Origin of the sequence: Mesorhizobium sp. B283B1A (assembly GCF_020165735.1) — a bacterium.
Lineage (GTDB): Bacteria > Pseudomonadota > Alphaproteobacteria > Rhizobiales > Rhizobiaceae > Mesorhizobium > Mesorhizobium opportunistum.
On sequence record NZ_JAIUIQ010000064.1, the window covers coordinates 1 to 18,842 of the forward strand.

Sequence of the window (18,842 nt, forward strand, 5' to 3'; positions counted from 1 at the left end):
GGCAGGACAGAGGGGGGCGCTTGGCGCCTGCTTCTCTTGTGGTCCAGCGGCGTTCCGCACAACACACGCGGTTTCCCGCACAATGCGTTCGCCCCTCCTGCGCCATGCTCAGCCCTTCCAACCCACCCAAGGCCAGGCACCCCATGAGCATCGTCGTATTCGATCCCGACAGCACCGAGGACGTGGACTTCAAGGATCGCATGCGCCACCCCGCGGCGGCCGATCCGGCCGGCGGCATGTGGCTGTCGGACACCGAGCCGTCCTTCATCGATGCGGATGCTCTGCGCAAAGGCCGGCTGGCCAAGCTGCGCGGCTGGATGCGGGAAGCTGGCTATGGCGGTGTCGTTTTGTTCGACCCCTACAACCAGCGCTACGCCACCGGCTCGCGCAACATGTTCGGTTATTTCCTGCGCAACTCGACCCGCTATTTCTTCATCCCGACCGAAGGGCCGATCGTGCTGTTCGAGTATCCGCAGAGCTACCATGTCTCGATGGTGCTCGACACGATCGACGAGGCGCGGCCTTCCAAGCTCGTCTGGTCGTCGGTCTCCGGCCGCGACGACGAGACCGCCGGTCCGTTCGCCGACGAGATCGCGGAACTCCTGAAAAAACATGGCGGCGGCTCGATGAAGCTCGGGCTCGACCGCTGCAGCCATCTGCAGGCGCTGGCCTTGGAAAAGCGTGGCTGCGAGGTCCGCGATTGCCAGGGCGAGATCCTCGCCGTGCGCGCGGTGAAGACGCCCGAAGAAGTAAAATGCCTGCAGGTGTCGATGGCCGGCGCCGAGGCCGCCGTCTATGCCGTGCGTGAGGCGATCAAGCCCGGCGTCTCCGAAAACGAGTTGTTCGCCATCATGTATGGCGAGGTGATCCGCCAGGGCGGCGAGTTCATCGAGACGCGGCTGCTGACCTCCGGCCAGCGCACCAATCCGTGGTTCAACGAGGCCAGCGGCCGCAAGATCCGGCCCGGCGAGCTTTTGGCGCTCGATACCGACACGATCGGCTGCTACGGCTATTACTCGGATTTCTCGCGCACCTTCCGCTGCGGGCCGGGCAAGCCGACCGACTACCAGAAATCGCTCTACCGCATGGCGCACGATCAGGTTCAGCACAACATTTCGATCGTCAAACCCGGCATGGCGTTCCGCGAGATCGCCGAGAAGGCGTGGAAAATCCCGGACCGTTTCGTCGACCAGCGCTACACCTCGGTCATGCACGGCGTCGGCATGCATGGGGAGACACCGTTCATCGCACATGCCATGGATTACGAGACCTATGGCCGCGACGGCCATATCGTGCCAGGCATGGTGGTGAGCGTGGAAAGCTATATAGGCGAGAAGGGCGGCCGCGAGGGCGTCAAGCTGGAGGACGAGATCCTGATCACCGAAACCGGCACAGAGCTCCTGTCGCGCTTCCCCTATGAGGACGAGTTTCTGGAGAAGCAGGTTTGACGGTTGGCAACCAATGAGCGCCTCGTTCCTGTCCCGCCGGCATACGGAAGGGTCTTTGACTGCCTTGCCCATGCATCACCCAGGTCCATCCGCATGAAAAGCCCCATCGCCATCAAACTCGGCTCCGTGGCCGCCGTCTTCATCGACCTGCAGGAAGAGCACCGGCAGGATCCGCGCTATCTGGTCGAGGGCTTTGCCGGCATCCTCGCCAACGTCCGCCGGCTGCAGGCGGCGGCGCGGCGGAACCATGTGCCGCTCTATCACTGGGCCTATATCGTCGATCTCGACAGCCAGGACCGGCCGTTTCACCCGGTCGGTGCCGACGGCAAGTCGGCCTTTTCCGACAAGAGCGACCCGCTGACCGAAATCTGCCAAGAGGTGGCGCCGGCCGAGGGCGAGGCGCTGCTGATCAAGGCCGAGGCCAGCGCCTTCCGTTCGGGACCGGGTGCCGATCAGATCAAGGCAAGCGGCATCGAATGGCTCGTCGTCGCGGGCGTCTGGACCGAGGCCTGCATCGACGCATCGGTGAAGGACGCGGTGGCCAAGGGATTTCGCGTGCTGCTGGTCAAGGATGCCTGCGGCAGCGGCAGTGCGGCCATGCACCAGACCGGCATCCTCAACCTCGCCAATCGGCTCTATGGCGGCGCCGTCACCGACACCGACGGCGCCTGCCGGCTGCTGGCGGGCGAGACCGTCACCGCCTGGCAAGTCGAAGGCTCGGTGCCGCTGCGCTTCAGCTTCGACAATGCGGCCGCGCTCTATGCCGAGCTTTGAATTACCGGCATGACTGACAAGACCAGCCGCGGCGAATACGAGACACGGCTCGATCCGGCGCTGTGGGCCTATATCGACAGCATCAATGCCTGGTACCCGCCGGAGATCGTCGACCAGCCGATCGCCAAGCAGCGCGCGGTCTACGACCGCATGTGCCGGGCGCTGCGCCAGCCCTATCCGCCCGGCGTCGTCGCCAAGGACCGGCTGATCGCCGCCGCCGGCCGCGACATTCCGGTTCGGCGTTACCAGCTCGCCGGCAGCGCGCCGCGTGCGACAGTGCTCTACTACCATGGCGGCGGCTTCATCCTTGGCGGGCTCGACAGCCATGACGATATCTGCGCGGAAATCTGCGCCGGCACCGGCTTTGCCGTGCTGTCGGTCGACTACCGGCTGGCGCCCGAACATGTCCATCCCGCCGCTTTCGACGATGCGCTGGCGGCCTTCGAATGGGCGGCGGCCACGACCGGCCAACAGCTGGTGCTGTGCGGCGAGAGCGCCGGCGGCAATCTGGCCGCGGCGGTGGCGCAGGCGACGCGCGGTCATCCCCGCGCTGCGATCGGCCAGGTGCTGATCTATCCCGGCCTCGGCGGCGACGAGAGGTCCGGCTCCTATGTCGAACACGCAAACGCGCCGCTGCTGTCCGTCGGCGACATTGCCTTTTACCGCGATGTGCGTTCGGCCAAGCGGCAATCGCCCGACGACCCGACATTCTCACCGCTGCGCGACAAAGATTTCTCCGGCCTGCCACCGACGGCGATCATCACGGCCGAATGCGATCCGCTGTCATCCGATGGCGAGACCTATCGCGACCGCATCCTGGCGGCCGGCGGCAAGGCCTGGTGGCGCGAGGAGAAGCGCCTGGTGCACAGTTTTCTACGCGCCCGGACGACAGTGCCGGCAGCGGCGAACGCATTTGCCAGCATCATTTCGGCGATCGCGGCTCTGGGTCGAGGCGAGTGGCCGTACTGACTCTTACGAGGCCGCGGCCTTTGCTTCGGATGAAGCAGCCTTCAGCCAAAGCGCCTTTTCGCCGAGCGTGGCGACCATGGCGGCATGGGCGGCGCGCTCCGCCTCGGTCAGGCGCGGCAGCAAGGGCGCAGGGCGCACGGCGGCAATGATTTCGATGTGGCGGACATTTTCGCCGCGCTGCGCCGGGGCGGTGGCGCTGTCGAGGATAAGGGCGGCCTGCTTGCCGCCGATCAGCTCGATATAGACCTCGGCCAGCAGTTCGGAATCGAGCAGGGCGCCGTGCTTGGTGCGCTTGGTGTTGTCGATGCCATAGCGCCGGCAGAGCGCGTCGAGCGAGTTGGGGCCCATCGGGTGCTTGCGGCGCGCCAGCGCCAGCGTGTCGACGACAAGGCCGGGATCGACGACGGGATGGCCGAGCCGGCCGAATTCGACATTGAGGAAACCGATATCGAAGGTCGCATTGTGCGCGACCAGCTTGGCGCCGTCGGCGAAGGCCAGCCACTCCTCGACGATCTCGGCAAAGGTCGGCTTGCCCGCGAGGTCCGCGGCGCTGATGCCGTGCACGGCCTGCGCCTCCGCATGGATCGCGCGCCCTTGTGGGTTGATGTAGTGGTGGAAGGTGCGGCCGGTCGGGAACCGGTTGACCAGCTCGACGCCGCCCAGCTCGATCACGCGATCGTCGCGCGAATCCAGGCCGGTGGTTTCGGTATCGAAAATGATCTCGCGCATCGAATCAGGTGCTCCTGGGGGCAGAATCGCCAGACCGGAACAAAATGGCAATGGCCAATGCCTGTTTTCCCTTCTCCCCTTGCGGGAGAAGGTGGCCGCGAAGCGGTCGGATGAGGGGTGTTCCAGGGAACGCCAACGCCTCACTCCGCTGGAACACCCCTCATCCGTCTCGGCGCTGCGCGCCGATCCACCTTCCCCCACAAGGGGGGAAGGAAGAGCCTAGTGATCCCCAGTGAGCTCCGCGATGATTGCATCGACCTCAGCACGCGCGGCATCCATCCCCTGGCCGGTGTCGATGATGAAATCGGCCAGCCTGCGTTTTTCGGCATCCGGCACCTGCTTGGCCAGGATCGCCGCCAGCTTTTCTTCTGTCATCCCAGGCCGTGCCAGCACGCGCTGGCGCTGGACTTCGGCGGGTGCAGTGACGACGACGACCTTGTCGACGCGGTTGCGGCCGCCGGTTTCGAACAGCAGCGGAATATCGAGCACGGCGATCGATTCGCCTGCGGTACGATGCCTGGCCAGGAAGGCGTCGGCGTCGGCGCGCACCAGCGGATGGATGATGGCTTCCAGCTTCTTGAGCGCGGCGGGATCACCGAGCACACGGGCGCCGAGCTTCGCGCGATCGACCACGCCGGCAGCACTTGTTCCAGGGAAAGCCGCCTCGACCAGAGGCGCTGCCTTGCCGGCATAGAGGCGGTGCACCGCCTCGTCGGAATCGTGGACCGGCACGCCGGCCTCGGCGAACATCCTGGCCGTCGTCGACTTGCCCATGCCGATCGAACCGGTGAGGCCGAGCACGATCATGGCTTCGGCACCAGGTCGGCAACGATGATCGCGCGAAGTTCGGCCGTGACCTTCGGCCTGACGCCGAACCAATGTTCGAAACCGGGCACGGCCTGGTTGAGCAGCATGCCGAGGCCGTCCACCGTCTTCAGCCCGCTGGCGCGCGCGGCGGCAAGCAGCGGCGTTTCCAGCGGCACATAGACAAGGTCGGTGACGATCGCATGGCTCGGCAGCAGCGCCGGATCGGCGGCGAGGCCCTCATTGCCGACCATGCCGAGCGCCGTGGTGTTGACCAGCAGGCCGGCATCGGCAAGCAGTTCGCCGGTCTCAGCCATGCCGTGCGCCGAAACGCCGGCGCCGAAACGATCGCGCAATTCCTCGGCACGGGCGAGCGTGCGGTTGACGATGCGGATGTCGGATACGCCGCGCTCTTTCAGCGCGTGGATGACGGCGCGGGAGGCACCACCAGCACCGAGCACCACCGCCGGGCCCTTGCTTGCCCAGCCCGGCGCGTAATCATCGAGATTCGCGGCAAAGCCATGACCATCGGTGTTGCCGCCCCACAGGACACCGTCCTCGAACCACAGCGTGTTGACGGCGCCGATCTCCTCCGCCGCCTGGTCGCGGCGTCCGGCCAGCGCGAAGGCGGCCTCCTTGTGCGGGATGGTGACATTACCGCCGCGATAACCGTTCGCCTGCAGGGTTGTCAGGAATTCGGCGAAGTCCTGCGGCGCCACATCGATCGCCTCGTAGCTGCCGTCGATGCCATGCTTGGCCAGCCAATGGCCGTGGATCTTCGGCGAGCGCGAATGCTTGATCGGATGGCCAGTGACAAAGGCCTTCTTCGTCGCCTCAGCCATCGATCGCTCCAAGCGTGCGCAGTTCGGCCAGCAGCGGCAAAAGCGGCAGGCCGACAATGGTGAAATGGTCGCCTTCGATTTTCTCGAAAAGCTGGATGCCTTCGCCCTCGACCTGATAGGCGCCGACGCTGGCCAGCGCCCTGGCGCCGACGCGGGCGAGGTGGCGGCCGATAAAGGCGGGCTCGAGCTTGCGCATGGTCATGGCGGCAATGCCGACATGGCGCCACAGCACCTTGCCATCCCTGACCAGGACGGCGGCGCTGTTGAGCTGGTGGGTCTTGCCGGACAACGCCAGCAAATGGCGCCGCGCGGCTTCCATGTCGGCCGGCTTGTGGAACACCTCGTCGCCGAGCGACAAGGTCTGGTCGCAGCCGAGCACCAGGGCGCCTGGCCTGCGCTCGCTCACCTCGGTGGCCTTGGCCTCGGCCAGCACCAGGGCGACGTCTTCCGGCGAAACACCGCTACCCTGCAACGGCGCCTCGAGCGCGCGCTCGTCGACCTCGGCCGCCACCGCCTCGACATCGACGCCGGCACTAAGCAGCATCGCCTTGCGGAACGGACTGCCGGAAGCGAGGATGATTTTTTCTGTCATGCTTCTTCACCAGGGTTGGCGTTCCGTCACGCACCCCTCATCCGGCCGATCTTCGCTCGGCCACCTTCTCCCACAAGGGGAGAAGGGAAGTGCTGCGCTGACGCCGCTGCAAATCGCCAACTGGTGGTAATCTGCGGGATGCCGGCGCCGAGTTCTTCCTTCTCCCCCTGCGGGAGAAGGTGTCGCCGAAGGCGACGGATGAGAGGTGCGTGACCGAATGCTCACTTATCTCGTCTGCCTAGCGCGACTTCCCACGCAGGGCAACGATCGCCGCCGCGGTTTCCTCGATCGAGCGGCGGCTGACGTCGATCATCGGCCAACCATGGCGCGTGCAGATCTGGCGGGCGTAGGCGAGTTCCTCGTTGATGGCGGCGCGGTCGACATAATCGGTCGGCACGTAGGAGCTGCTGTTGCCGAGGATGCGGTTCTGGCGGACATGCGAGATGCGTTCGGCGGTGGCGATCAGCCCGACCACCAGGGGCGTCTTGGCCGCGACCAGGCTTTCGGGGACGGGCACGCCGAGCACGATCGGAATGTTGGCGGTCTTGATGCCGCGGTTGGCGAGATAGATGCTGGTCGGCGTCTTCGACGTCCGCGAGATGCCGATCAGCACGACATCGGCGTCGTCCATGTTGAGCGGCAGCTGGCCGTCATCATGGTCCATGGTGAAGTTGAGCGCGTCGATGCGGCGAAAATATTCGGCGTCGAGGACATGCTGGGCACCGACGCGCCGGCCGGCCGGCGTGCCGAGATAGGACTGGAACACGGTGAGCACAGGCTCCAGCACGGAGACGCAGGGCAGGCCCATCGCCGCACAGCGCTCATCGATGCCGCGCGCCAGCTTCTGGTCGACGACGGTGTAGAGAATGATGCCGGGCTCCTCCTCGATGTCCTCGAACACTTTCGCCACCTGCTTTTCGGTGCGGATCAGCGGGTAGATATGCTCGATGGCGCGCGCGTCCTTGTATTGCGCCGAGGCGGCCCGGCCGGCAGCGAGCAGCGTTTCGCCGGTCGCGTCGGAAATCAGGTGCAGGTGAAAGAAGCTCTGGGGTTTGTTCACAGGGATCACCTGGGGCTGTGGGCGGATGTGGATAAGGTCGGACAGCGAGCCAGGCTCGTCGGAGGCGACTGTATCAGATGCCAGTTTGTCCACAATTCGATGTGCTGTCAGCTTCGTCGGAGGGCTGGGGACAAGTCCGTGGACGGATTCTCTTGGCCTTGGCCTGTCCACAGGGCCGGGTTTTCCGGCCGGGTCCTAACGCTTTGGAAGCGATGATGGATTCCCGACTGTCCCCAGAACCCAACAATCCGGCCAAACGAGCGCGCGACAATATGCTTGCTGGCTTTTTGCGAGGCGAAGCGGGACAGGTGGCAACCACCAGAACCAACAGACTCTTAGAATCAGAAGAATCTTAGATATAAGAATATTTGATTAGAAAGAGGCTTGGAGAAGCGAGCGCTCGATGCCCCAGAACCGGATCATGCTGGATGTCCTGAAGGGCAAGGCGATTTTTCCTCCACCACTCTGGATGATGCGCCAGGCCGGTCGTTATCTGCCGGAGTATCGTGAAACGCGCCGGCGGGCTGGTTCGTTCCTCGACCTCTGCTACGACCCCGACCTTGCGGTCGAAGTGACGCTGCAGCCGATAGAACGCTTCGGCTTCGATGCCTCGATCCTGTTCTCGGACATCCTTGTCGTTCCGCATGCGCTTGGCCGTGACGTGCGCTTCGAGGAGGGAAGAGGACCACTTTTGACGCCGATCTCGGCGGCGGAGATTTTGGCTCTCGAAAGCGACGTGTTTCACGTGAATCTCGAACCGGTCTACGAGACGGTTCGCCGCTTGCGGGCAAGATTGCCTGACGAGACGACACTGATCGGCTTCTGCGGCGCGCCGTGGACGGTGGCGACTTATATGATCGCCGGCCATGGCACGCCTGACCAGGCGCCGGCGCGGCTGTTTGCTTACCGCGAACCGGCGGCGTTCAAACGGCTGCTGAAAGTGCTGGCCGATCATTCCGCCGCCTATCTGGTCCGCCAGATCGAAGCAGGTGCCGACGTGGTGCAGATTTTCGATTCCTGGTCGGGCGTGCTCGACGATGCCTCTTTCGAACAGTTCTGCGTCGAGCCGGTGGCCGAGATCGTCAGGCAGGTAAGAGCTGTCCATCCCGATGTGCCGGTCATCGGCTTTCCCAAGGGCGCCGGCGCCCGCTACCAGAGCTATCGCGAGAAGACCGGTGTGACGGGGCTGGGGATCGACTGGACCGTGCCCCTGGCGGCGGCAAAGGACTTGCAGCGCTCTGGTGCCGTCCAGGGCAATCTCGACCCCTTGCGGCTCGTGGCAGGGGGTAAGGCACTATCCGATGGCGTCGAGGCCATCCTGAAGGCGTTGGGAGATGGACCGCTGATCTTCAATCTCGGCCATGGCATCACGCCGGAAACGCCGGTGGCGCATGTCGAGGCGATGGTGAAACTGGTGAGGAGCGCGACACGCTGATGGCTCGGCCAAAAGAGATGAACAATCCAGGCAATATGACCAACAGTGGCAGCAGCACCAGCCAGGCAATGATACGCATGACCGTCGGTATCGCTGCGCTGATCGTGCTGACGGCGCTGTTGTTTTTCGTTGTACCCAACGGTTTCTATCCGTGGGCGAAAGCGATCCATATCCTGGCCGTCATTTCCTGGATGGCCGGCATGCTTTATCTGCCGCGGCTGCTGGTCTATCATGCGGATGCCGAGAAGGGCTCGGTGCAGTCGGAGACCTTCAAGGTGATGGAGCGGCGCCTGCTGCGCGGCATCATCAATCCGGCGATGATCGCGACCTGGATGTTCGGCCTGTGGCTTGCCTGGAAAGGCTTTGGTTTCCAGGGCGGCTGGCTGCACGCCAAGATCGGTTTCGTGCTGCTGTTGTCCGCCGTTCACGGCTATCTGGCCGGCGCGGTGCGGAAATTCGCCGAGGATGCCAACGAAAAGTCCGCGAAGCACTGGCGGATGATCAACGAGATCCCCACATTGCTTATGATCGCTATAGTGATCCTGGTTGTCGTCAAGCCGTTCTAGGCCTCCATCGGTCGCGTAAAACGCAGCTTGCTCTTTCACCCGACCGACGATAAAAGACGGGTCTTCCTTCCCGTCATGCGCCGCCCTTCACTGTTTTCGGCCGCGCCCGGCATTTGTCGCATCCCGCCGATATATTTTCCCCAAAGCAGATTCAGAGTCCGTCTATGCAAGAAATGAAACTCGCAGAGTTCAAGAACAAGAAACCGCCAGAGCTGATCGCCTATGCCGAATCGCTCGAGGTGGAAAACGCCAGCGTCATGCGCAAGCAGGAGCTGATGTTCTCCATCCTGAAGAAACTGGCCGCCCAGGAGATCGAGATCATCGGCGACGGCGTGGTCGAGGTGCTGCAGGACGGCTTTGGCTTCCTGCGCTCAGCCAATGCCAATTATCTGCCCGGTCCCGACGATATCTACATCTCGCCCTCGCAGATCCGCCGCTTTTCATTGAAGACCGGCGACACCGTCGAAGGGCCGATCCGCAGCCCGAAGGAGGGCGAGCGCTATTTCGCGCTGCTCAAGGTCAACACGATCAATTTCGACGATCCCGAAAAGATCCGCCACAAGATCCACTTCGACAATCTGACACCGCTCTATCCGACCAAGCGGCTGAAGATGGAGATCGACAACCCGACCAGCAAGGACATCTCGTCGCGGGTGATCGACCTGGTGGCGCCGATCGGCAAGGGACAGCGTGCGCTGATCAACGCGCAGCCGCGCACCGGCAAGACGGTGCTGATGCAGAACATCGCCCACTCGATCACCGCCAACCATCCGGAATGCTATCTGATCGTGCTTCTGATCGACGAGCGGCCGGAAGAAGTGACCGACATGCAGCGCTCGGTGAAGGGCGAGGTCATCTCCTCGACCTTCGACGAGCCGGCGGTGCGCCACGTGCAGGTCGCCGAGATGGTGATCGAAAAGGCCAAGCGCCTGGTCGAACATGGCCGCGACGTCGTCATCCTGCTCGATTCCATCACCCGCCTCGGTCGCGCCTACAACACCGTGGTGCCGTCCTCCGGCAAGGTGCTGACCGGCGGTGTCGACGCCAACGCCCTGCAGCGGCCGAAGCGCTTCTTCGGCGCGGCCCGCAACATCGAGGAAGGCGGCTCGCTGACCATCATCGCCACCGCGCTGATCGACACCGGCAGCCGCATGGACGAAGTCATCTTCGAAGAGTTCAAGGGCACCGGCAACTGCGAAATCCAGCTCGACCGCAAGGTCGCCGACAAACGCATCTACCCGGCCATGGACATCCTCAAGTCCGGTACCCGCAAGGAGGACCTGCTGGTGCCGCGCGCCGACCTGCAAAAGATCTTCGTGCTGCGCCGCATCCTGGCGCCGATGGGAACCACCGACGCGATCGAGTTCCTCATCGACAAGCTGAAGCAGACCAAGACCAACGCCGATTTCTTCGATTCGATGAACACGTAACGGTCGGTCCGAAAGGTTCGGATTTTGGCATTGAACCCCATTCCGGGAGACCGGGATGGGGTTTTGCTTTGGCGGGATCAGGTCGCATTCCCGATACCGAATGGCCATATGCGGCAGCACGCAACGCCGTCTTCATGCGACGAGTAGCACTTCGCAGGTGCCGACGACGTGAACAAGACAATCCCGACCCTGATCGGCTTTTCGGCCATCCTGACCTGGTCCTTCCTGGCGCTGCTGTCGACTGCGGCGGGGCCGATCCCCCCCTTTCAGCTTGCGGCCATGACATTCCTGCTTGGGGCGCTCGCCGGTGCAAGCAGCTGGATCTTCCGGCCGGGGGCTATCCGGTCGCTGCGGCAGCCATGGCCGGTCTGGGCGACAGGGGTTGCGGGACTGTGCATCTACCATTGCGCCTATTTCTTCGCGATCCAGTCGGCGCCGCCGGTCGAGGTCAGCCTGATCGCCTATCTCTGGCCATTGCTGATCGTCGTTTTCGCCGCCTTCCTGCCGGGTGAAAGGCTGCGGGTACACCACATTATCGGTGTTGTCCTTGGTCTTGCCGGCGCGATCGTGGTGATCACCAAGGGCGGCACTATCGGCCTCGCCAACGGCGTGATGAAGGGCCATGTCATAGCGCTGTTCTGCGCCTTCATCTGGGCCGGCTATTCGGTGCTGTCACGCCGGTTCGGCCAGGTGCCGACCGATGTCGTGGCCGGCTATTGCTTCATCACTGCGGCGGTCGCCTTCGCACTTCACCTGACGCTCGAGACCACGGTCTGGCCGCAGACGCCGACGCAGTGGAGTGCCATCCTCGTCCTCGGTGCGATCCCGCTGGGCGCCGGCTTCTACGCCTGGGACTATGGCTGCAAGCACGGGGACATCATGATCCTCGGCGCCTTGTCCTACGCCGCGCCGCTGTTTTCGGTGATCGTGCTGCTGCTGGCGGGGTTCGGCGTGTTCCACTGGTCGGTGGCGCTGGCATGCGTGCTCATCACGATAGGCGCGGTGGTTGCCGCCAAGGATTTGCTGTTCAGGTCGCGGCCCGCCGCGGCGCCGACTGAAACGGTAATTTTGGCTCCGGCGTCGCGGGCTGAGGGCACCTGATCTATCGGCGACGCAGGAGACGTTCGAGCTCTTCCGGATCGGTCACGGCGGGAAGGCAGACCTGACCGGTGCACAGCCAGGCGCCGGGCCTGTTGGTCGGCGGCAGGATTCCACCGGGCAGCAAGGGTCGATTCGCTGCCGTACCGATCGGCACGATGATATCGACGCGCCACGGGTCGGGGCTTCTATTCGCTACCGGAACGAGCTTTGGATCCTCCGGCGCGTCCACGATGACCAGTTTCAGCGGTTCGATGGCAAGCGCGCAGGCATTGACGATGCCCGCCTGGCCATAGGCCTGGTGCTCGGCGCGGCCGGCGGCATGCTCGGCGATCGTCCAGGCACGCTCCTGCAGGTCGACATCGCCTGTGACGGAGGCGAGCCGGACCAGCGCCTCGATGATCTGGCTGGTGGCTGATGAAATGGCTTCATCGACATCGCCCCTGATGCGGATCGGCACGTCGGTGCTGTCCGAAGCGGTCAGATAATAGCCTGTTCCCGAGGCATCGGCATGCCAGAGGTCGAGCTGTTCGACGAACCGTCCGGCCTGGTCGATATAGCTCCAATCGCCGGACGCCTCGAACAGCGAGATCGCGGCGTTGGTCATGGCCGCGTAATCGCTCGACAGAGCCGGGAACAATTTCCGGGCGCCGAGCATCGAATGCGGCAAGCGGTCGTCGCGGCTGGCGGCGCTGATATGGGCGAAGGCTTTTGCTGCGGCATCGATCCAGTCGGGCCGCGCCAGCGAGCGGCCGGCCTCGGCCAGCGCCGCAATCATCAGGCCGTTCCAGTCGGTGAGCGTTTTTGCGTCGAGGCCTGGCCTGACGCGCCCTTCGCGCACGGCGAGAAGCCTCGCCTTGAGCGGGATGAGCTGTTCACGATCGGCCACGCTCTCGGACTGCTGGTCGCTGGTTTGGTGGATGATTGGCTTGCCTTCCCAGGCCGGCGGGCTGGAAAGGGTGAAATGTTTGAAAAACAAGGCGGAATCTTCGCCGAGGGCGGCTTCTATCTCGTCCCTGCTCCAGGTGTAGAACAGCCCTTCCTCGCCATCGCTGTCGGCATCGAGGCTGGCGGCAAAGGCGCCGCCGTCAACGCGCATTTCGCGCAGCAGCCAGTCGACGGTGTCTTCGATTCGTAGCCGGAACAAATCATTGCCGGATGCGGCAAAGGCCCAGTTGCAGAAGCGGATCAATTCCGCATTGTCGTAGAGCATCTTCTCGAAATGCGGCACCAGCCATTCCGCGTCGGTCGAGTAGCGGCTGAGCCCGCCGCCGATATGATCGTAGATGCCGCCGGCCAACATCTGTTCGAGGCTGACGAGCACGTCCTCGCGGTGGGCGGAATTGCCGTCGCGCAGCCAGGATAGCCAAAGGGTGAGCATGAATGGGGCATTGGGGAATTTCGGCGCGCCGCGCAGGCCGCCGAGGTCGCGGTCGATCATGCCGTCGATGCGGCCGGCGAGTTCGGACAGCGTGTCGCGATCGAGAAATGCCTTGGAATGCGTGCCGGAAAGCCGCGCCTCGACATGGGAGGTCAAGCCATCGGCGCTCTGGTGCAGGCTTGCCCGCTTCTCGCGCCAGGCCTTGTCGACGGCCTCCATCACCTGGATGAAGCCCGGACGGCCATAGCGCGCCTGACGCGGAAAATAGGTGCCGCCCCAGAACGGCTTGCCGTCCGGCGTCAGGAACATGGTCAGCGGCCAGCCACCCTGCTCACCCATGGAGGACAAGGCCGCCATGTAGATCTGGTCGATGTCGGGACGCTCCTCCCGGTCGACCTTGATATTGACGAACAGACGGTTCATGACGGCTGCGACGTCGTCATTCTCGAAGCTTTCATGGGCCATGACATGGCACCAGTGGCAGGCGGCATAGCCGACGGAGAGCAGGATCGGCCTGTCCAGGGCCTTTGCCTCTTCGAGCGAAGCCGGCGACCAGGCCCGCCAATGGACGGGATTGCCGCTATGTTGCTGCAGATAGGGGCTGGCTTCGTCGGCAAGCAGGTTTTTCGCGGGCAATGTCACGACAGGCAACTCGGGGCAAACTCAACGTGTGGCGGAAGCTAGGGCGGTTCAACAAAGCGGGCAAATGATTTCAGTCGATTCCATCATTGCACTGTCGAGTGGCCGGTTGCCGGCCGGCGTCGCGGTGCTGCGCATTTCAGGTCCGCAGACTCGATTCGTTGTCGAAACGATCGCCGGCGGCATGGTTAAGGCGCGCGCGGCGACCCTGCGCCCGTTCAAAGCGCCGGATGGAACCGTGCTGGACAACGGACTGGTCGTCTTCTTCCCCGGTCCGGCCAGCTTCACCGGCGAGGATGTCGCCGAATTCCATGTCCATGGCGGACGCGCCGTTGTCGCCGGGATGTTGCGGACGATCGGCAGTTTCGACGGCGTCAGGCACGCAGAACCCGGTGAATTCACGCGCCGCGCCTTCCTGAACGGCAAGGTGGACCTGGTCGAGACCGAGGCACTCGCCGATCTGGTCAATGCCGAGACCGAGGCGCAGCGCCGCTTTGCCATCCGCAATGCCGAAGGCGCCCAGAGCGAACTTTATCTCGCTTGGCGTCGGCGGCTGATCCATGCGCGGGCCATGATCGAGGCGGAGATCGACTTTGCCGACGAGGACGATGTGCCCGGTTCCGTTTCGGATACGGTTTGGTCTGATGTGCGGGTAATGATCGACGAGATCGATCGGCACATTGCCGGATTCCATGCCGCTGAGATCATTCGCGATGGGTTCGAGGTCGTCATTCTCGGTGCGCCCAATGCCGGCAAGTCGAGCCTGTTCAACGCCTTGTCGCGGCGGGATGCCGCTATTGTAACGGATGAGCCGGGCACGACGCGGGATCTGCTCGAAGTGGCTCTGGATCTCGGAGGGCTGCGGGTCCGGCTGACGGATACAGCCGGGCTGCGGGAAGCGGCAGGCAAAGTCGAGGCGATCGGCATCGAGCGGGCGAGGGCGAAGGCCGCCCGCGCCGATCTCCTGCTGGTGTTGGAAGACGTAGCAGACCCCGGGGATATCGGGCCGTTGTCCGCAACAGTCCCGGCATTGCGCGTCGGAACCAAGCTCGATTTGCTGGATGCACAGGCGTCCGCGGAAGCGGGCCACCGGTATGATCTCGTCATTTCCGTCGTCAGCGGGGCCGGTGTCGATGCGTTGCTGGCGGAGATCGGTCGGCGCGCCGCGGATGCGGCTGGCAATTTTGGCGATGTGCTGCCGTCGCGGCTGCGCCATGTCGAACTGCTCGGCGAAGCGAAGCGCCATCTGGTTCACGCTGTAGACGGCGACGTTGCCGGCCAGGAGCTGCGTGCCGAGGAACTGCGGTTGGCCGCTGATCAACTGGGCCGAATTGTCGGAGCTATCCACGTCGAGGATATGCTCGACGTCATCTTCTCGCAGTTCTGCATCGGAAAATGACTCACGTGAAACAATTGCTTGGCCGGGAAGCCCTCCTGTCTTCGTCATCCTCGGGTCTCCGCGCCGCTTCGCGGCTGCTCCGCCCGTGGATGACGATGTTTTGAGCGTCGTGACTCACGTGGACAGGTGCAACAGCCATGATTCACGTGAAACATCGCCGGACGTGCATTCCACTCCTGTTTCACGTGAAACTTGCCGCGAAGTCTTCTTGACAGCTTGACCTTGCGGGGACATGTGTCCCTGCATTCTATTCGAGTCCAGGATTTGGAAATGACCGATCACTATGATGTGGTTGTGGTGGGCGGCGGCCATGCGGGTTGCGAGGCGGCCAGTGCTGCCGCGCGCGTCGGCGCCCGGACGGCGCTGGTGACGCTGCGCTTCGACACGATCGGCGTGATGTCCTGCAATCCGGCGATCGGCGGGCTCGGCAAGGGCCACCTCGTCCGCGAGATCGACGCCATGGACGGGCTGATGGGCCGGGTAGCGGATGCGGCGGGCATCCAGTTTCGCTTGCTCAACCGCCGCAAGGGCCCGGCGGTGCGCGGGCCGCGCACACAGGCTGACAGGAAGCTCTATCGCCTTGCCATGCAGGAAGCGATTCGGCAGCAGAACGATCTCGACGTGATCGAGGCCGAAGTGCTCGACTTCGAGATCGAAAAGGGGCGGATCGCGGCTGTGCTCCTGGCCAATGGAAGACGACTTGCCTGCGGTGCCGTGGTGCTGACCACCGGAACCTTTCTGCGCGGGCTCATTCACATCGGCGAGAAGAAGATTGTCGCCGGCCGCATGAACGAGCAGGCGAGCTTGGGCCTGTCGGCGACTATGAGCCGCGTGGGCTTCGCGCTCGGCCGCCTGAAGACCGGCACGCCGCCGCGGCTGGACGGGAAGACCATCGATTGGGCGTCGCTGGAGAGCCAGGCGGCGGACGAGGATCCCGTGCCGTTCTCGCTGATGACCGATCGCATCGAGACGCCGCAGATCGATTGCGGCATCACCCGCACGACCACGGCCACGCATGAGCTGATCCGCGTCAATCTCGGCCGCTCGGCCATGTATTCCGGTTCGATCGAAGGCGTGGGACCGCGCTATTGCCCGTCGATCGAGGACAAGATCGTCAAGTTCGGCGACCGCGACGGCCACCAGATTTTCCTTGAGCCGGAAGGGCTCGACGACGATACCGTTTATCCCAATGGCATCTCGACCTCGCTGCCGGAGGATGTGCAGCTCGACATCCTGAAGACCATTCCCGGGCTGGAGCGGGCTGTCATGCTGCAGCCCGGCTATGCCATCGAATATGATCATGTCGATCCGCGCGAGCTCAGTCAGACGTTGGAGACGAAGCGTGTCACCGGGCTGTTCCTGGCGGGGCAGATCAACGGCACGACCGGCTATGAGGAAGCCGCGGGCCAGGGCTTGCTTGCGGGGCTCAACGCGGCGCGTCGCGCGTCGGGCGGCGAGCAGATCGTGCTCAGCCGCACCGAGGCCTATATCGGCGTCATGGTCGACGACCTGACCAGCCGCGGCATCAGCGAACCCTACCGGATGTTCACCTCGCGCGCCGAATTCCGGCTGTCGCTGCGCGCCGACAATGCCGATGAGCGGCTGACGCCTCTCGCTGCGAAGCTGGGAATTGCTTCGGCGCAACGGATGCAGCGCTATAGCGACGTCATGCGGCGGCTCGATGAGGCGCGGGCGCTGGCGACGACGCTGACGATGACCCCCAATGAGGCAGCGCGGCACGGGCTGGAGATCAACAGGGATGGCGTGCGCCGGTCCGGCTATGAGCTGCTGGCCTATCCCGGGGTCGATGTGGCCTGGCTGGCCAGGGTCGAGCCGGGATTTGGCGCGATCGACGCCAAGACGGCGGAGCGCCTCGAAACGGAGGCGAAATATTCTGTCTATCTCGATCGGCAGAAGGCGGATGTCGCGCAGATCCGCCATGAGGAGAGCCGGCTGATCCCGGAGACCGTCGATTTCGCCGGAGTGCCCGGACTGTCCAATGAATTGAAGCAAAAGATGCAAGCGCGGCGGCCGCGTTCCATTGCCGACGCGCAGCGCATGGAAGGCATGACGCCGGCGGCGCTGGCGATCATCGTCGCCCATGTCCGGCACCATGAGGCCGCACAGAGGCCGCAGAGCGAACGAAGAGTTGTTGCGTGAGCTCTTTTTCCTTAGGGAGCCTGCAGGACGCGGCCGGTCCGGTTTCACGTGAAACATTCGGTCGCCTGGTGGCGTTCGAAGAGATGTTCCAGAAATGGAACCGCAGCATCAATCTGGTGGCGCAGTCGACATCGGGCGATGTCTGGCAGCGTCACATCCTGGACAGCGCGCAGTTGGCGCGGCTGGAGCCTGATGCCAAGCGCTGGGTTGACATCGGCTCGGGCGGCGGATTTCCCGGCCTGGTCATGGCTTTCCTGCTCGCCGAGCGCGACGGCGGCAGCATCGATTTGGTGGAAAGCAACCGCAAGAAGGCGTCGTTCCTGCAGGCCGTGGTCGGTCAGTTCAGCCTGCCTGCCCGTGTCGTGGCCCGCCGCATCGACGAAAGCCATGCGCTTGTTTCAGCACCGCAAATCGTCACGGCCCGGGCCCTGGCCTCGCTGCCGACGCTACTGGATCTGTCGGCGCCCTGGCTGACGACAGGCGCGCGCGGCCTGTTCCACAAAGGCCGGGATTATCGCGCCGAAGTGCAAGAAAGCGTTAACCGATGGGCCTTCGATCTGGTAGAACATCCCAGTGTGACCGACCCGCATGGCGTCATCCTCGAACTGTCCGACCTGCGACTTGTCTGATCTAGACTTGTCGAGCCATTGGCGACCCGAAAAATGAATTTCTGGCATAAATCCATGATGAAGAACGGCCCCCGAATCATCACCGTAGCCAACCAGAAGGGCGGTGTCGGCAAGACCACCACCGCAATCAACCTCGCCACCGCGCTGGCGGCGATCGGCGAAAAGGTGCTGATCGTCGACCTCGATCCGCAAGGCAACGCCAGCACCGGCCTCGGCATCGACCGCAAGGACCGGACGGTGTCGTCCTATGACGTGCTGACCGGCGAGCTGGAGCTGGAAGAAGCGGCCATCCCGACCGCGGTGCCAGGCCTGTCGATCGTGCCGTCGACGCTCGACTTGCTCGGCATCGAAATGGAGATCGCCTCGGCGCCCGACCGGGTGCTCAAGCTGCGCAACGCGCTGCGCGCCGCGACCGAGCGCGGAGCGCCGTTCGGCTATGTGCTGATCGACTGCCCGCCGTCGCTCAATCTTTTGACTTTGAATTCGATGGCCGCGGCCGATTCTGTTCTCGTGCCGCTGCAATGCGAGTTTTTCGCGCTCGAAGGCCTCAGCCAGTTGCTGGAAACCGTCGAGCAGGTCCGCCGCTCGATCAATCCGGAGCTCACCATCCAGGGTATCGTGCTGACCATGTATGACGGCCGCAACAATCTCGCCAACCAGGTGGTGCAGGACGTGCGGCAGCATATGGGCGACAAGGTCTATGAGACCATCATTCCGCGCAATGTGCGGGTGTCCGAGGCGCCGTCCTACGGCAAGCCGGCGATCCTTTACGATTTGAAGTGCTCCGGCAGCCAGGCCTATTTGCAACTGGCCTCGGAAGTGATCCGCCGGGAGCGCAAATTGCGTGCCGCTTGATTAGGCCGGATGCAGGATCAACAGCCGATTCG

The 18,842-nt window shown here is 63.9% G+C and carries 17 protein-coding genes; 11 read left to right on the forward strand and 6 right to left on the reverse strand.

Features of this window, described 5'->3' with window-relative positions:
- The first annotated feature begins 143 nt into the window (after positions 1-143).
- The 3 genes from LB577_RS31020 (at position 144) to LB577_RS31030 (ending at position 3,191) form a co-directional block, all read left to right on the forward strand.
- Positions 144-1,448 (forward strand): M24 family metallopeptidase, encoded by a 1,305-nt coding sequence (locus LB577_RS31020; RefSeq protein ID WP_224690227.1) that lies wholly within the window; start codon positions 144-146, stop codon positions 1,446-1,448.
- Positions 1,449-1,541: 93 nt separating this feature from the next.
- Positions 1,542-2,222, forward strand: coding sequence for an isochorismatase family protein (locus tag LB577_RS31025; protein WP_224690229.1), 681 nt, complete (start codon positions 1,542-1,544; stop codon positions 2,220-2,222).
- A 9-nt stretch (positions 2,223-2,231) separates the two neighbouring features.
- Positions 2,232-3,191, forward strand: a complete 960-nt coding sequence (locus LB577_RS31030; protein ID WP_224690231.1) for an alpha/beta hydrolase — start codon at positions 2,232-2,234, stop codon at positions 3,189-3,191.
- A 3-nt stretch (positions 3,192-3,194) separates the two neighbouring features.
- On the opposite strand, the gene dnaQ is transcribed toward LB577_RS31030, so the two are convergent.
- The 5 genes from dnaQ to LB577_RS31055 all read right to left on the reverse strand — a co-directional run bounded on the left by dnaQ (position 3,195) and on the right by LB577_RS31055 (position 7,311).
- Positions 3,195-3,920 carry a DNA polymerase III subunit epsilon gene (gene dnaQ, locus LB577_RS31035; RefSeq protein ID WP_224690232.1) on the reverse strand — a complete coding sequence of 242 codons (726 nt, stop codon included), beginning with the start codon at positions 3,918-3,920 and terminating at the stop codon, positions 3,195-3,197.
- A gap of 219 nt (positions 3,921-4,139) precedes the next feature.
- Positions 4,140-4,727, reverse strand: a complete 588-nt coding sequence (gene coaE, locus LB577_RS31040) for a dephospho-CoA kinase (protein WP_224690233.1) — start codon at positions 4,725-4,727, stop codon at positions 4,140-4,142.
- On the reverse strand, positions 4,724-5,566 hold the full coding sequence (locus tag LB577_RS31045) for a shikimate dehydrogenase (protein WP_224690234.1): 843 nt from the start codon (positions 5,564-5,566) through the stop codon (positions 4,724-4,726). The genes coaE and LB577_RS31045 overlap by 4 nt, the downstream gene beginning before the upstream one ends.
- Positions 5,559-6,158, reverse strand: coding sequence for a Maf-like protein (locus LB577_RS31050; RefSeq protein WP_224690235.1), 600 nt, complete (start codon positions 6,156-6,158; stop codon positions 5,559-5,561). Before LB577_RS31050 ends, LB577_RS31045 begins: the two co-directional genes overlap by 8 nt.
- Positions 6,159-6,396: 238 nt before the next feature.
- Complete coding sequence (locus tag LB577_RS31055) at positions 6,397-7,311, reverse strand: pyruvate, water dikinase regulatory protein (RefSeq protein WP_411969360.1); 915 nt, start codon at positions 7,309-7,311, stop codon at positions 6,397-6,399.
- Between the two features lie 310 nt (positions 7,312-7,621).
- Between LB577_RS31055 and hemE the strand changes: the two genes are divergently transcribed.
- The 4 genes from hemE (at position 7,622) to LB577_RS31075 (ending at position 11,750) form a co-directional block, all read left to right on the forward strand.
- Positions 7,622-8,653 carry a uroporphyrinogen decarboxylase gene (gene hemE / locus LB577_RS31060; protein WP_224690236.1) on the forward strand — a complete coding sequence of 344 codons (1,032 nt, stop codon included), beginning with the start codon at positions 7,622-7,624 and terminating at the stop codon, positions 8,651-8,653.
- Positions 8,653-9,219 (forward strand): protoporphyrinogen oxidase HemJ, encoded by a 567-nt coding sequence (gene hemJ / locus LB577_RS31065; RefSeq protein WP_411969361.1) that lies wholly within the window; start codon positions 8,653-8,655, stop codon positions 9,217-9,219. The genes hemE and hemJ overlap by 1 nt, the downstream gene beginning before the upstream one ends.
- A gap of 164 nt (positions 9,220-9,383) precedes the next feature.
- Positions 9,384-10,649, forward strand: coding sequence for a transcription termination factor Rho (gene rho, locus LB577_RS31070; RefSeq protein ID WP_031250451.1), 1,266 nt, complete (start codon positions 9,384-9,386; stop codon positions 10,647-10,649).
- Between the two features lie 168 nt (positions 10,650-10,817).
- Complete coding sequence (locus LB577_RS31075) at positions 10,818-11,750, forward strand: DMT family transporter (protein ID WP_224690237.1); 933 nt, start codon at positions 10,818-10,820, stop codon at positions 11,748-11,750.
- A gap of 1 nt (position 11,751) precedes the next feature.
- Here the strand turns inward: LB577_RS31075 and LB577_RS31080 are convergent, their stop codons facing one another.
- Complete coding sequence (locus LB577_RS31080) at positions 11,752-13,770, reverse strand: thioredoxin domain-containing protein (protein WP_224690238.1); 2,019 nt, start codon at positions 13,768-13,770, stop codon at positions 11,752-11,754.
- A gap of 64 nt (positions 13,771-13,834) precedes the next feature.
- Between LB577_RS31080 and mnmE the strand changes: the two genes are divergently transcribed.
- From mnmE to LB577_RS31100, 4 genes are all read left to right on the forward strand, one after another.
- Positions 13,835-15,166 (forward strand): tRNA uridine-5-carboxymethylaminomethyl(34) synthesis GTPase MnmE, encoded by a 1,332-nt coding sequence (mnmE, locus tag LB577_RS31085; RefSeq protein ID WP_224690239.1) that lies wholly within the window; start codon positions 13,835-13,837, stop codon positions 15,164-15,166.
- A gap of 270 nt (positions 15,167-15,436) precedes the next feature.
- Positions 15,437-17,326, forward strand: a complete 1,890-nt coding sequence (gene mnmG / locus LB577_RS31090; RefSeq protein WP_224690241.1) for a tRNA uridine-5-carboxymethylaminomethyl(34) synthesis enzyme MnmG — start codon at positions 15,437-15,439, stop codon at positions 17,324-17,326.
- Positions 17,323-17,955, forward strand: a complete 633-nt coding sequence (rsmG, locus tag LB577_RS31095; RefSeq protein WP_224690242.1) for a 16S rRNA (guanine(527)-N(7))-methyltransferase RsmG — start codon at positions 17,323-17,325, stop codon at positions 17,953-17,955. The genes mnmG and rsmG overlap by 4 nt, the downstream gene beginning before the upstream one ends.
- 54 nt (positions 17,956-18,009) lie before the next feature.
- Complete coding sequence (locus LB577_RS31100; protein ID WP_031250453.1) at positions 18,010-18,810, forward strand: ParA family protein; 801 nt, start codon at positions 18,010-18,012, stop codon at positions 18,808-18,810.
- Positions 18,811-18,842 lie beyond the last annotated feature (32 nt).

Excerpts from the sequence above, each read along its gene's own strand:
- LB577_RS31020 (WP_224690227.1), top strand. The coding sequence starts at position 144 with ATGAGCATCGTCGTATTCGATCCCGACAGCACCGAGGACGTGGACTTC.
- LB577_RS31025 (WP_224690229.1), top strand. The coding sequence starts at position 1,542 with ATGAAAAGCCCCATCGCCATCAAACTCGGCTCCGTGGCCGCCGTCTTC.
- LB577_RS31030 (WP_224690231.1), top strand. The coding sequence starts at position 2,232 with ATGACTGACAAGACCAGCCGCGGCGAATACGAGACACGGCTCGATCCG.
- dnaQ (WP_224690232.1), bottom strand. The coding sequence starts at position 3,920 with ATGCGCGAGATCATTTTCGATACCGAAACCACCGGCCTGGATTCGCGC.
- coaE (WP_224690233.1), bottom strand. The coding sequence starts at position 4,727 with ATGATCGTGCTCGGCCTCACCGGTTCGATCGGCATGGGCAAGTCGACG.
- LB577_RS31045 (WP_224690234.1), bottom strand. The coding sequence starts at position 5,566 with ATGGCTGAGGCGACGAAGAAGGCCTTTGTCACTGGCCATCCGATCAAG.
- LB577_RS31050 (WP_224690235.1), bottom strand. The coding sequence starts at position 6,158 with ATGACAGAAAAAATCATCCTCGCTTCCGGCAGTCCGTTCCGCAAGGCG.
- hemE (WP_224690236.1), top strand. The coding sequence starts at position 7,622 with ATGCCCCAGAACCGGATCATGCTGGATGTCCTGAAGGGCAAGGCGATT.
- hemJ (WP_411969361.1), top strand. The coding sequence starts at position 8,653 with ATGGCTCGGCCAAAAGAGATGAACAATCCAGGCAATATGACCAACAGT.
- rho (WP_031250451.1), top strand. The coding sequence starts at position 9,384 with ATGCAAGAAATGAAACTCGCAGAGTTCAAGAACAAGAAACCGCCAGAG.
- mnmE (WP_224690239.1), top strand. The coding sequence starts at position 13,835 with ATGATTTCAGTCGATTCCATCATTGCACTGTCGAGTGGCCGGTTGCCG.
- mnmG (WP_224690241.1), top strand. The coding sequence starts at position 15,437 with ATGACCGATCACTATGATGTGGTTGTGGTGGGCGGCGGCCATGCGGGT.
- LB577_RS31100 (WP_031250453.1), top strand. The coding sequence starts at position 18,010 with ATGATGAAGAACGGCCCCCGAATCATCACCGTAGCCAACCAGAAGGGC.